The organism is Micromonospora sp. NPDC093277 (genome assembly GCF_044765245.1).
In the GTDB taxonomy this organism is placed as follows: Bacteria; Actinomycetota; Actinomycetes; order Mycobacteriales; family Micromonosporaceae; genus Micromonospora.
The window spans coordinates 485,961-498,678 of the sequence record NZ_JBIWJO010000003.1; the positions used below are offsets into that span (position 1 = coordinate 485,961).

The 12,718-nt window shown below is 71.9% G+C and carries 10 protein-coding genes and 1 pseudogene; 8 read left to right on the plus strand and 3 right to left on the minus strand.

Annotated features, from left to right (window positions below; translation table 11 throughout):
- Positions 1–55: 55 nt before the first annotated feature.
- The gene (locus ACIRG9_RS10165) at positions 56–304 is read right to left on the minus strand and encodes a DUF2630 family protein (RefSeq protein WP_402852995.1); all 249 of its coding nucleotides are present in this window, start codon (positions 302–304) and stop codon (positions 56–58) included.
- Positions 305–730: 426 nt separating this feature from the next.
- Here ACIRG9_RS10165 and ACIRG9_RS10170 point away from each other — a divergent pair, with 426 nt between their 5' ends.
- From ACIRG9_RS10170 to ACIRG9_RS10200, 7 genes are all read left to right on the plus strand, one after another.
- Complete coding sequence (locus ACIRG9_RS10170; protein ID WP_402853110.1) at positions 731–2,071, plus strand: cytochrome P450; 1,341 nt, start codon at positions 731–733, stop codon at positions 2,069–2,071.
- Positions 2,068–2,961 carry a terpene synthase family protein gene (locus ACIRG9_RS10175; protein ID WP_402852997.1) on the plus strand — a complete coding sequence of 298 codons (894 nt, stop codon included), beginning with the start codon at positions 2,068–2,070 and terminating at the stop codon, positions 2,959–2,961. Before ACIRG9_RS10170 ends, ACIRG9_RS10175 begins: the two co-directional genes overlap by 4 nt.
- 2 nt (positions 2,962–2,963) lie before the next feature.
- Complete coding sequence (locus ACIRG9_RS10180; protein WP_402852999.1) at positions 2,964–4,604, plus strand: prenyltransferase/squalene oxidase repeat-containing protein; 1,641 nt, start codon at positions 2,964–2,966, stop codon at positions 4,602–4,604.
- A 112-nt stretch (positions 4,605–4,716) separates the two neighbouring features.
- Complete coding sequence (locus tag ACIRG9_RS10185) at positions 4,717–7,200, plus strand: nitrate- and nitrite sensing domain-containing protein (protein ID WP_402853001.1); 2,484 nt, start codon at positions 4,717–4,719, stop codon at positions 7,198–7,200.
- Between the two features lie 67 nt (positions 7,201–7,267).
- Positions 7,268–7,693 (plus strand): roadblock/LC7 domain-containing protein, encoded by a 426-nt coding sequence (locus ACIRG9_RS10190; RefSeq protein ID WP_091195732.1) that lies wholly within the window; start codon positions 7,268–7,270, stop codon positions 7,691–7,693.
- Positions 7,690–8,079: a DUF742 domain-containing protein gene (locus tag ACIRG9_RS10195; protein ID WP_402853003.1), complete on the plus strand. Its 390-nt coding sequence runs from the start codon at positions 7,690–7,692 to the stop codon at positions 8,077–8,079. The genes ACIRG9_RS10190 and ACIRG9_RS10195 overlap by 4 nt, the downstream gene beginning before the upstream one ends.
- Positions 8,060–8,665, plus strand: coding sequence for a GTP-binding protein (locus ACIRG9_RS10200; RefSeq protein WP_402853005.1), 606 nt, complete (start codon positions 8,060–8,062; stop codon positions 8,663–8,665). The genes ACIRG9_RS10195 and ACIRG9_RS10200 overlap by 20 nt, the downstream gene beginning before the upstream one ends.
- A 104-nt stretch (positions 8,666–8,769) precedes the next feature.
- Here the strand turns inward: ACIRG9_RS10200 and ACIRG9_RS10205 are convergent, their stop codons facing one another.
- Positions 8,770–11,625 (minus strand): aconitate hydratase, encoded by a 2,856-nt coding sequence (locus tag ACIRG9_RS10205; RefSeq protein WP_402853008.1) that lies wholly within the window; start codon positions 11,623–11,625, stop codon positions 8,770–8,772.
- A gap of 279 nt (positions 11,626–11,904) precedes the next feature.
- Here ACIRG9_RS10205 and ACIRG9_RS10210 point away from each other — a divergent pair, with 279 nt between their 5' ends.
- Positions 11,905–12,564 (plus strand): DedA family protein, encoded by a 660-nt coding sequence (locus ACIRG9_RS10210; RefSeq protein ID WP_402853010.1) that lies wholly within the window; start codon positions 11,905–11,907, stop codon positions 12,562–12,564.
- A 67-nt stretch (positions 12,565–12,631) separates the two neighbouring features.
- Here the strand turns inward: ACIRG9_RS10210 and ACIRG9_RS10215 are convergent.
- Positions 12,632–12,718, minus strand: a pseudogene (locus ACIRG9_RS10215) (phytochelatin synthase); the annotation flags it as partial.

Sequence of the window (12,718 nt, forward strand, 5' to 3'; positions counted from 1 at the left end):
GGTGCGGCCCCGGCGAGGTGGCCGGGTTCGGCCCGGCGGCGCGGGACGGCGAGGGTCACTGGAGGTAGCGCTCGACCTCCGGCAGGGGGCGCGCACCCTGGGCGTCCGGGTCGCCGTGCGCCTGGCGGGCCGCCCGGCGGCGGCGCAGCAGGTCCCAGCACTGGTCGAGGGACTCCTCCAGCGCCCGCAGCCGCTCCCGGGCCGCGTCGTCGGTGCCGGCCTCGTGCTCCTGTGCCGCCGCGCGCAGCCGGTGCTCCTCGTCGACCAGTTCGGTGATCCGGTTCAGGATGGTCTCGTCGTCCATGCCCGAAGCTTGGCACAGGGTGCGGTGCCACGAGCGTGATCGCGCTCAATCCAGGAAGTAGTGGCCTTTTCGCGTGCCTTCCACCGCAGGGGTAGGTCCGCCGGTATGCCGGGAGCAATCGGTGGCGCCGGGGGCAACGTGAAGATGGCGGTCTATTGGCCGGGAGATTGTCGGGGGGTTAGCGGCAGGCCGGAAAGCCTGCATAACGGGCCTCGGACGGGAGGTCCGCACCCTCCATTGTCGACGCCGGGAAGCTGTTGTGTGAGATCTATTCCTCTTTGGTCTTTTGATCGGACGTTCAGGCTGGCATGCTCGGCGGGAAGCTCACGGGTCATGACGGTTTCGCGACACCGAGTAGACCCAGGGGGGACACACCACGTGGAAAATCCGCAAGCCGCTGCCGGACCCGCCGGTCAGCTCCGCACTGTGCCGCTGCGTCAGATCCTGCCCGGCATGCTCCGCGACCCGGCCCGCGCGCTGATCAACGTCGGCAACCGGACGGAGGGCTCGCTCGTCCGGCTCAACCTCGGGTCGTTCCGCCCGTACCTGGTCACCCACCCCCGGCACGTGCAGCACGTCCTGCGCGACCGGGCGGACAACTACGAGCGGGCGGGCGACGGGCTGTTCTGGCGCCCGGTCAAGCGCCTGTTCGGCGAGGGAATCCTCGGTGAGGGCCAGATCTGGTCGGCGAGCCGCCGGATGCTCCAGCCGATGTTCACCGCCAAGCGGGTGGAGGCGATGATCGACGGGATGGCAGAGGCCATCCGCGACGCCGTCGATGAGCTGGACCAGCCGTCGCGCGCCGGGCGCACCGTCGACATCGGCGCCGAGCAGACGCGGATCGTCTGCCGGGCGATCATGCGGGTGCTCTTCGCCGACAAGATTTCCGTGCCGGACGCGATGCGGGTGGTCGACGCCCAGGACGTCATCGCGACGGCGGTGATCCCGCGGATCATCGTGCCGTTCGCCCCGCTGTCGCTGCCGATGCCCGGCGACCGACCGTTCCGCCGGGCGAAGCGCATCGTCGACGACGTGCTGGTGCCGGTCGTCCGAGCCACCCGGGAGGTCGCCGACGAGGGCGACGACGTCATCTCCACGCTGTGGCAGGCCCGGACCGAGGACGGCCGGCAGCTCGACGAACAGCAGGTCCGCAACGACACGGTGGCGATGTTCGCGGCGACCACGGAGACCACCATCAACGTGCTCACCTGGTTCTGGCCCCACCTGGAACAGCAGCCCGACGTCGCCGATCGGCTCTACGCCGAGATCGACCGGGTGGTGGGTGACGAACCGGTCCGCCGGGAGCACCTGTCCGAACTGACCTACACCAGGATGGTCCTGGACGAGCTGCTGCGGCTGTACCCGATCGGTTGGATCATCCCGCGTCGCGCGGTCGCCGCGGACGTCATCGACGGCATACCGATCGAGGCCGGCGCGACCATGGCGGTGAGCCCGCTGATCACCCAGCGGATGTCGCAGTTCTGGGAGCGGCCGGACGAGTTCGACCCCGAGCGGTTCCGGCCGGAGCGGGTCCGGACCCGGCACCGGTACGCCCACTTCCCGTTCGGCGGCGGCCCGCACCAGTGCCTCGGGATGTACCTGTTCTATCTGGAGGCGCAGCTCATCCTCGCCACGATGCTCAGTCGCTACCGCTTCCGGTTGCGCCGTCCGGACGTGCCCGGCCTGCGGTTGGCCGCGGCGCTGCGACCGCGTCACCGGGTCGAGCTGACGCTGCTGGCCTCCTCGGACCGGACGGCGCGGGCATGACCGGCGTGGACGGCGGACCGCTCGTCGAGGCAGCCGAGCAGGGGCGGATCTGCGCGCTCGCCGCCCGGGGCCAGCGGGAGCTGCAACGACGGGCCGCGGCGCACCCCGACCTCTTCCCCAGCCAGCCCTTCGACGCGGCGCTGTTCAGCAGCATCGCGCTGGCCATGGCGTTCAGCGCGCCGTGGTGCACCGCCGAGGAACTGGGTGTCACCAACCGCGCGGTGCTCTGGGGCTTCGTGATCGACTGGCAGGTCGACCACCAGGCGAAGTCCCGGTCGGAGGTCGATCTCGTCGCGAAGACCTGCCTCGCGGTGGCCGGCGGCGCCCCGGCCGACGACCCGCTGGGCCGGTTCCTCGCCGAGCTGCGGGACGACCTCGCCGCCGCCCCGGGGTTCGCCGGGCTGCGCGGCCTGTGGCTGCAGGAGATCGACATCACCCTGGCAGCCATGGCCCGGGAGTGGGAGTGGAGGGCCGCCGCGCAGCACGGGGCCGCGGCCCCGCCCACCCTGGCCGAGTACCTCGACAACGCCGACAATCTCGCCGCCACGGTGGTCAACGTCGCGCACTGGATCCACTCCGGATCCGCCGAGACCCACCGTGAACTGTCCCGGCTCGTGACGGTCAGCGACGAAGTGCAACGGGCCCTGCGGCTGATCAACGACCTGGGCACCTACCAGCGGGACCGCGAGTGGGGTGACCTCAACGCGATCATGCTGGTGGGCGGCGACCGCGCGGAGATCGAACGGCAGCTCGCGACCCAGGTCGACCGCTGCCGGCAGCTGCTGGCCGAGCTGCGGCCCGGTTGCCCGCGGGAGGCCGACTACCTGTCCCGGCAGCTCGGCTTCACCAGCGGTTTCTACCGCCTCACCGACTTCTGGGGTACGCGGTGAGCGTGACCACCGACGGTCGGGCGTCCGCCCACCGTGGCCGGGTCGGCGTGCCGCCCGGCGACGAGGTCGGAGCCACCGACCCGGTCCGGGACCTGATCGCGTCGATGGCACGCGACCCGTCCGGGCAGACCTCGCCGTCGGTCTACGAGACCGGCCGCCTGCTCTCCCTCGCGCCGTGGCTGCCCGGCCACGACCTACGGATCGGTTGGCTGCTCACGCAGCAGCGCGCTGACGGCGGCTGGGGCGGCCCGGAGGGGTACGCCGTCGTGCCGAGCCTGAGCGCCGTCGAGGCCCTGCTGGCGGTGCTCGGTCGTGGCGACCCCGGTCCGGCGACGGCCGCCGACCTGACCGGCGCGGCGGAGCGAGGCCTGCGTTTCGTGGCGGCGCGGCTCGGCGATCCGGGTGCGCCGGAACTGCCCGACCTGCCGGCCACCGACCTGATCGTGCCGGCGCTGGTCGAGTCGATCGACGGGCGGCTGAACGACCCGGAGCCTTCCCCGGCCGGTCTCGCCGCGTGGCGTGGCCGACCCCGCCTGCCCCTTCCGCCCGGCCTGGGCTCCGGCCGCCTGGACCGGGTACGCGGTCTGCTGGCCGCCGGCGGGCCGGTCCCCGAGAAGCTGGCGCACGCCCTCGAGGTGGTCGGCGGGCAGGCCCGCCGGGCGACCGGGGTGTCACCGGTCGGCCCCGGGGCGGTCGGCGCGTCTCCGGCCGCGACCGCCGCCTGGCTCGGCGGCCCCGACGAGCCCGGCGGGTCGGCCGTGGACTACCTCCGGTACGTCGGCCGGGGCGGTGCGGTGCCCTGCGCCAGCCCGATCGCCGTCTTCGAGCGCGCCTGGGTGCTCAGCATCCTGGCCCGGGCAGGAATGCCGATGGCGGTGCCCGCCGCGCTGGTGGCCGAGCTGCGGGCCGCCGTGGGCCCGGCCGGCGCGGCCACCGGGCCCGGGCTGCCCGCCGACGCCGACACCACCTCGGTGACGCTGTACGCCCTGGCCCGGCTCGGCCGGCCGGTCGACCCGTCCAGCCTCTGGACCTACGACACCGGCGCCCACTTCTGCACCTGGCCGGGGGAGGACGGCACCTCGATCACCACCAACGCCCACGTGCTCGACGCCCTCGGCCACCATCTCACGCACGGCGGTCGGTCGGTCGACGCCCGCGTCGCGGGCGCCGTGGAGCGGGTGGCCGGCTGGCTGATCGCCCGCCAGGAGGCCGATGGGCGGTGGTGTGACCGGTGGCACGCGTCGCCCTACTACGCCACCTACTGCGCGGTGCTTGCGCTCGGCGATCACGCCCGGGACGCCGCGGGCCGGGCCGCCGTCGGGCGGGCGGTCGACTGGCTGCTGACCGCCCAGCGTCCGGACGGTTCGTGGGGGCGGTGGACCGGCACCGCGGAGGAGACCGCATATTCGGTGTTGGCGCTGGTCGGGGCCGGTATGTCGGTCGATGCCGAGGTCGCCGCCGCCGTCGCGCGGGGCCGGCACCGGCTGTCCGAAATGGACGAGAACGCCGACGACGGGCCGTTGCTGTGGCACGACAAGGACCTCTATCGACCGGGGCTGATTGTGCGCTCGGCGGTGTGCGCGGCGCTGTGGGGTGGTGACGGAACGACGGGGGCCCGACGGGGGCCCGACGACCGCCCATGATCAGGATCGCTTGAGTGAAGTTCGGGACGCTGCTAGCGTGCGCCGGGGTCGATCGGATCGCCGACGACTTGTTTTTCGGGCACGTGACCGAACACCCGGCCAGGAAGTTGTGATGGGTTCCCGCAGTACGAATATCCGTACGAAGATCGTCGCACTGCTCATGTCGCTGTTCGCCCTGTGGGCATTCGCGGCATGGGTGACCGTGCGGGAAGGCTTCAACCTGCTGGGCGTCCAGACGCTCAACGCCAGGGTGTTCGAGCCGAGTGACCCGCTCCTGCTGCAGTTGCAGGAAGAACGGCGATTGTCGCTGTCATATCTCGGTCAGTCCGACCCGGGCCAGTTGGAGGAGTTGGTCGCCCAGCAGCGGCAGACCGACGAGACCGCCGTGGCCCTGTGGAAGTCCGCCCAGGACTGGCGTACCGAGCTGCCGGCCAGCGACCATCTCGTGCAGCGGATCGCCGAGCTCCGGCAGAAGGTTGAACAGCTCGGTGACATCCGGGCCGAGGTGGGGCGCAAGACGATCGACCGGACCACGACGCTGGCGGCGTACGACGATGCGGTCGAGGCCATCTTCGACGTCTTCGACGCGCTCGGCGTTCTGGACGACAACGAGATCGCCCGCGACACCACCGCCCTGATCAACCTCAACCGTGCCCGGGAGCTGCTGTCGCAGCAGGACGCCTTGTTGACGGGCGTGCTGGCGGCCAACCGGATGACCGTGGTCGAGCAGACCGCCTTCTCGCGGCTGGTCGGTGCGCAGTGGTACCTCGCCGACCGGACGGCGGATTCCCTGTCCTCCGGTGACCAGGCGCGTTACCGGCAGATGATCGAAGGCGACGCCTTCCGGCAACTGCGCACCCTGCAGGACCGGATCCTGACCGCCAAGGGCAGCGATGTGCGACCGCCCGTGTCGGCGTCGGCCTGGCAGAGCGTCGCCCCGCAGGCGATGGACGACCTGCGCGACGTCATCCTGGCCGGTGGCAAGGACGTCGTGTCCCGGGCGACCCCGGTCGCCATCGGAGTCATCATCCGGGTGGTGCTCGCGGCCGGCCTCGGCCTGCTCGCCGTCATCGCCTCCGTCGTGGTGTCGATCAGCACCGCCCGCGCGCTCGTCCGGCAGCTCGAACGGTTGCGCGAGGCGGCGTTCCGGCTGGCCAACGAGCGACTGCCCGGCGTGGTGGAGCGGCTCGGCCGAGGCGACGAGGTCGACGTCGCGCGGGAGGCGCCCCCGCTGGAGTTCGGCGACGACGAGATCGGGCAGGTCGGCAAGGCGTTCAACGTCGTGCAGGAGACCGCCGTCCGGACCGCCGTCGAGCAGGCCGAGCTGCGCCGTAACGTCCGCGAGGTCTTCCTCAGCCTGGCCCGACGCACCCAGGCGCTGGTCCACCGCCAGCTCACCCTGCTCGACGCGATGGAACGACGCGAGCACGACGCCGAGGAACTGGAGGATCTGTTCCGCGTCGACCACCTGGCGACCCGGATGCGGCGTAACGCCGAGAACCTGATCGTCCTCTCCGGCTCCACCCCCGGGCGATCCTGGCGGCGCAACGTGCCGATGGTGGACGTCATCCGCGGCGCGGTGGCCGAGGTCGAGGACTACACCCGGGTGAACGTGCTGCCGATCGGGCCGGTGTCGCTGACCGGCCGGGCCGTCGGCGACGTCATCCACCTGTTGGCCGAGCTGATCGAGAACGGCCTCTCCTTCTCGCCCCCGCACACCACCGTCGAGGTACGCGGCCAGATGGTGGCGAACGGTTTCGCCATCGAGATCGAGGACCGGGGCCTGGGCATGGCCGAGGAGGAGCTGGGCGCCGCGAACCACCGGATCGTCGACCGGTCCGAACTGAACCTGGCCAACGCCACCCGCCTCGGCCTGTACGTGGTCAGCCGGCTCACCGAGCGGCACGGCGTGAAGGTGCAGCTCAAGGAGTCCGCGTACGGCGGGACGACGGCCGTGGTGGTGATCCCGCTCGACCTCGTGACGGCGGGCGGACCGGACGGCAGCACCTCGGGCAGCTTCCGGGCGGGCACCGGCGTCGCGCCGGATCGGGATGTGCCGGCGGGGCGCGGCATGCCCGAGGGCGGGTCGTCCGAGCCGGCCGTTGAGCGGGCGGCCGCCCCGGTGGCCATCGCCGAGACCAGCGTGCCGGTGCCGGGGGACGCCCTGCCGGAGCCGACGGAGCCGCTGCTGGCGCCGAACGGCGACGAGGCACCCGCACTCACTCCGTCCGGGCTGCCGGCGCGTACCCGGAAGCGGCAGCCGGTGGGCGAGGGGTCGGCCGCGCCCGCCGGGCGGTCCACGGTGGACGTGCCGGCGGCGGGAGCGGACGCGGCGGGCGACGGGCCGGCGCGCAGCGACGTCGGTCTGCCGGTCCGGGTACGCCAGGCGAGCCTCGCGCCGGAGCTGCGGCAGGATCCGTCCACCCCGGACGACGATCAGGACGACGAAGCGGTGCGCCCGCCGGAGCAGGTGCGCCGGATGATGAGCTCCTACCAGAGCGGCACCCGACGCGGCCGGACCGACGCCGCGCGGCTGCTCGGCGGGGCGCACGGGGCCGGCGACGAGCCGGACTCGGAGGACGGGCAGGCGATCTGAGGGGGACGCCGTGGCGGCGGACCCCTGACGAGTACGGCGACACCAGCCGGGGAGAAGAGGACGACGAGTGGCCCAGAAGACGGCTTCGAGCGCGGATCTGACGTGGTTGCTGGATGACCTGGTCGGCCGGGTCAAGCAGGCGGAACACGCCGTGGCGCTGTCCACCGACGGCCTGCTGATGGCCTCGTCGCGGGGGCTGAGCCGGGACGACGGCGAGCACCTGGCGGCGATGGCGGCGGGCATCCAGAGCCTGGCCCGAGGCGCGGGCAAGCGGTTCGGCGGCGGCCAGGTGCAGCAGACCATCATCGAGATGCAGTCCTCGTTCCTCTTCGTCACCGCGGCCGGGCGCAACGCCTGCCTGGCCGTGCTGGCCTCCGAGGACGCCGACGTCGGCCTGATCGCGTATGAGATGGCGATGCTGGTGACCCGGGTCGGCCGGTTCGTCGCCTCGCCAACCCGTGAGGCATCCGCCGGCGAGAATCCGGCACGATGACCGGCCAGGCGGAGTCGGCCGAGCAGGAGTGGGTGGACGACCATGCGGGTCCGGTGGTGCGCCCCTACGCGGTGACCGGCGGCCGGGCCCGCCCGGTCACCGGCACCTTCGACCTGATCTCCCTGGTCACCGCGACTCGGGCGGACGTGGCCGCGGAGTCCGGGCTGGGCCCGGAACACGTGGCGATCGTCGGCCTCTGCCAGCGGATGCAGTCCGTGGCTGAGGTCGCCGCCCACCTGGACCTGCCGGTGGGCACCGTCCGGGTCCTGCTCGGCGATCTGGTGGCCCGTCACCTGGTTCAGGTTCGTGAGCCGCGCGCAACCCCCGCCGGCCTTCCCGACGACAGCGTTTTCGAGGCGGTAATCAATGGACTACGGGCGCTCTGAGCGGCCGGCGGGAGCGGCCCCCCTGCCCACCGCGATCAAGATCCTGATCGCCGGCGGCTTCGGCGTCGGCAAGACCACGCTGGTCGGTGCGGTGAGCGAGACACGCCCGCTGCGGACGGAGGAGGTGTTGACCGAGACCGGGATCGGCATCGACGACCTCTCCGGGGTGGAGGGGAAGAAGACCACCACCGTGGCGATGGACTTCGGCCGCATCACCATCAGCGACGACCTGGTGCTCTACCTGTTCGGCACGCCCGGTCAGGACCGCTTCTGGTTCGTCTGGGACGAGCTGTCGCTCGGCGCGCTCGGCGCGGTGGTGCTCGCCGACACCCGCCGGCTGGCCGACTGCTTCCCGTCGATCGACTACTTCGAGGAGCGCAGCACGCCGTTCGTGGTGGCGGTCAACTGCTTCGAGGGCGCCAAGAAGTACCAGCTCGACGAGGTGCAGACGGCGCTCAACCTCGACCCGGACGTACCGGTGGTGCTCTGCGACGCGCGGCAGCGGGAGTCGGCCAAAGAGGTGCTGATCACGCTCCTCGAGCACGCCATGAAGCTGCGCGAGCAGCGCCGCCGCACCGCCGACTGAGCCGGGCGGCCGGCCCGCCCGGTGACGCTGGGCGCGCCCCGGAGACGTGAACGCGAAGGACCCCTTCCCGCCAGGGCGAGAAGGGGTCCTTTCGGTGTGCGACGTCAGCTGGCGATCATGCGACGCAGCACGTACTGCAGGATGCCGCCGTGCCGGTAGTAGTCCGCCTCACCGGGGGTGTCGATGCGGACCACGGCGTCGAACTCCACGCCGGTGTCGGTGGTGACCTTCACCGTACGCGGGGTCTCGCCGTCGTTCAGGGCGGTCACGCCGGAGATGGAGAAGGTCTCCGTGCCGGTGAGCCCCAGCGACTCGGCGTTGGTGTCGACCGGGAACTGCAGCGGCAGGACACCCATGCCGATCAGGTTCGAGCGGTGGATCCGCTCGTACGACTCGGCGATGACCGCCTTGACGCCGAGCAGCATGGTGCCCTTGGCCGCCCAGTCACGGGACGAGCCGGAGCCGTACTCCTTGCCGGCCAGGATGGCCAGCGGGACGTCCGCCTCCTGGTAGGCCATCGAGGCGTCGTAGATCGAGGTCTGCTCGCCGGTCAGCTGGTTGACCGTGTAGCCGCCCTCGACGCCGGGCACCAGCTGGTTGCGCAGTCGGATGTTGGCGAAGGTGCCCCGGATCATCACCTCGTGGTTGCCCCGGCGGGAGCCGTACGAGTTGAACTCGTGCCGCGCCACGCCGTGCTCGGCGAGGTACTTGCCGGCGGGGGAGTCCGCCTTGATCGAGCCGGCCGGGGAGATGTGGTCGGTGGTCACCGAGTCGCCCAGCTTGGCCAGCACCCGAGCGCCGGTGATGTCCTGCACCGGCCGCGGGTTCTGCTGCATACCCTCGAAGTACGGGGGCTTGCGGACGTAGGTCGACTCGCCGTCCCAGGCGAACGTGTCGCCGGTCGGGGTGGGCAGCGACTGCCAACGCTCGTCACCGGCGAAGACGTCGGCGTACGCGGCGCTGAATCCGGTGGCGCCGATCGCCGAGGCGATGACGTCCTGGATCTCGGCGCTGTTCGGCCAGATCTCCCGCAGGAACACCGGGTTGCCCTGGCTGTCCTCGCCGATCGGCTCGTTGGCCAGGTCGATGTCCATGGTGCCGGCGAGCGCGTACGCGACCACCAGCGGCGGGGACGCCAGGTAGTTCATCTTGACGTCCGGGTTGATCCGGCCCTCGAAGTTCCGGTTGCCGGAGAGCACCGACACGACGGCGAGGTCGCCCTCGTTGACCGCGGCGGAGACCTCCTCCGGCAGCGGGCCCGAGTTGCCGATGCAGGTGGTGCAGCCGTAGCCGACCAGGTTGAAGCCGAGCTTCTCCAGGTAGGGCGTCAGGCCGGCCCGGTCGTAGTAGTCCATGACGACCTTGGAGCCCGGGGCCAGGGTGGTCTTCACCCACGGCTTGCGGGACAGGCCCTTCTCCACCGCGTTCCGGGCCAGCAGCGCGGCACCGATCATGACCTGCGGGTTCGAGGTGTTGGTGCAGGAGGTGATCGCGGCGATCACGACGGCGCCGTGGTCCAACTCGTACTCGGCGCCGTCGGCGCCGGTCACCCGGACCGGGTTGGTTGCCCGGCCGCCGGCGCCGACCGCCGCGGTCACCAGGTCGCGCGGCTGGTCGGCCGGGTCGCTGGCCTCGTTGGCCGGCGGGTCGCTGGCCGGGAACGACTCGGCGCTGGCCTCGTCGGCCGGGCCGGCGGCACCGGTGGGGAGCTGTTCCCGCGCCACGCCCGGCTTGATCTCCTTCTCGCCGGCCGCCGCGCCGTCGGCGACGTAGTCGGTGAGAGCGGAGCGGAACAGGGTCTTGGCGGCGCCCAGCGGCACCCGGTCCTGCGGGCGCTTCGGGCCGGCCAGGGACGGCTCGATCGTGCTCAGGTCGAGTTCGAGGCGCTCGGAGTACTCCGGCTCGCGGGCCGGATCGTGCCAGAGGCCCTGCTCCTTGGCGTACGCCTCGACGAGCGCGACCTGCTGCGGGTCGCGGCCGGTCAGCTCCAGGTAGCGGACGGTCTCGGCGTCGATCGGGAAGATCGCGACGGTGGAGCCGTACTCCGGGGACATGTTGCCGATGGTGGCCCGGTTGGCCAGCGGCACCGCGCTCACGCCCGGGCCGTAGAACTCGACGAACTTGCCGACCACGCCGTGCCTGCGCAGCATCTCGGTGATGGTGAGCACCAGGTCGGTGGCGGTGGTGCCGGCCGGCATCTCGCCTGCGAGCTTGAAGCCGACGACCCGCGGGATCAGCATGCTGACCGGCTGGCCGAGCATCGCGGCCTCGGCCTCGATGCCGCCGACGCCCCAGCCCAGCACGCCCAGGCCGTTGACCATCGTGGTGTGCGAGTCGGTGCCGACCACGGTGTCCGGGTACGCCTGGCCGTTGCGCTCCATGACCGTGCGGGCCAGGTACTCGATGTTGACCTGGTGCACGATGCCGGTGCCCGGCGGGACGACCTTGAACTCGTTGAACGCGGTCTGGCCCCAGCGCAGGAACTGGTAGCGCTCCTTGTTGCGCTCGTACTCCAGCTCGACGTTGCGCTGGAACGCGTCCTCGCGGCCGAACAGGTCGGCGATGACGGAGTGGTCGATGACCAGCTCGGCCGGGGCGAGCGGGTTCACCTTGGTGGCGTCGCCGCCGAGTTCGCGGACCGCCTCGCGCATGGTGGCCAGGTCGACGACGCAGGGCACGCCGGTGAAGTCCTGCATCAGCACCCGGGCCGGGGTGAACTGGATCTCCACGCTCGGGTCGGCGGTGGGGTCCCACGCGCCGAGCTGCTGGATGTGGTCGGCGGTGATGTTCGCGCCGTCCTCGGTCCGCAGCAGGTTCTCCAGCAGGATCTTCAAGCTGTAGGGCAGCCGATCGTGGCCCTCCACCTTGTCGATCCTGAAAATCTCGTAGCTCGCGTCTCCGACGCGTAGCTGGGTCTTCGCACCGAAGGTGTCGAGGCTCGCCACGTCGTACTCCTTCACACCAGCGACCGTGAGTAGTCCTGAGCAGTTTGTCGCACCGGTCGGGAGGCCGCCCAGGTTAGGCAACACTTACCGCCGATTCTCATTCAACAAAACCGTACGTCCGTCTTGCTATCCACGCAACCTCGTGCCATGGTTCGGGACGGGGCGCGTCGCTTCCACACCCGATCACCCGCACGGCAACCGGCCGGAGTTCCTCACCCCGGTAACCGCCCCTGACCCGCGCACCACACCGCCAGTTGCCGGGTAGGGTTCGAGGTCGAACCGGAAGGGGTGGCGGTGGTCGACATCCAGCACTGGCTTTCCGCGCTCCCCCCGGGCGTGGTCTACCTGATCGTCGCCGGCGTAATCGGCGTGGAGAGCATGGGCGTCCCGCTGCCCGGCGAGATCGTCCTGGTCAGCTCCGCGCTGCTCGCCGCCGCCGGCGTGGTCGAGCCGGAGTGGGTGGCCACCGCCGCGGCGCTCGGCGCCATCGTCGGCGACTCCATCGGGTACGCCGTGGGCCGGCGCGGCGGTCGCCCGCTGCTCGCCCGGCTGGGCCGGCGCTTTCCCCGGCACCTCGGCCCGGCCCAGATCGCCCGCGCCGAGCAGAGCTTCGCCCGGTACGGCGTCTGGGCGGTCTTCTTCGGCCGGTTCGTGGCACTGCTGCGGATCCTGGCCGGCCCCCTGGCGGGGGCGCTGCACGTGCCGTACCGGCGGTTCCTGCTGGCGAACGCGGCCGGCGGCCTGGTCTGGGCCTTCGGCACCACCTACCTGCTGTTCAGCGTGGGCCGGGTGGCTGAGCGCTGGCTCAAGGACCTCTCCTGGGCCGGACTGGCCGTCGCGGTCCTCGCCGGCCTCGCCAGCACCTGGTGGCTGCGCCGCCGGGCCCATCGGCTGCCGCCGGCCGAGACACCCGCCGAGACGGAGCCGGCGCCGGCCGGCAGCGACCACCGTTGAGCGGGCGGTGGGTACGACGAGAGGGCCGGCCCCTGGTGGGGGCCGGCCCTTGTCGTTTGGGTGTGGGTCAGGAGGCGCTGTAGCCGCGGGTGGCGATCCAGTTGGCGAGGTTGTTGACGTTGATCTGGTAGGAGGCGGTGTTCGGGTTGGCGGA

Excerpts from the sequence above, each read along its gene's own strand:
- ACIRG9_RS10165 (WP_402852995.1), bottom strand. The coding sequence starts at position 304 with ATGGACGACGAGACCATCCTGAACCGGATCACCGAACTGGTCGACGAG.
- ACIRG9_RS10175 (WP_402852997.1), top strand. The coding sequence starts at position 2,068 with ATGACCGGCGTGGACGGCGGACCGCTCGTCGAGGCAGCCGAGCAGGGG.
- ACIRG9_RS10185 (WP_402853001.1), top strand. The coding sequence starts at position 4,717 with ATGGGTTCCCGCAGTACGAATATCCGTACGAAGATCGTCGCACTGCTC.
- ACIRG9_RS10195 (WP_402853003.1), top strand. The coding sequence starts at position 7,690 with ATGACCGGCCAGGCGGAGTCGGCCGAGCAGGAGTGGGTGGACGACCAT.
- ACIRG9_RS10200 (WP_402853005.1), top strand. The coding sequence starts at position 8,060 with ATGGACTACGGGCGCTCTGAGCGGCCGGCGGGAGCGGCCCCCCTGCCC.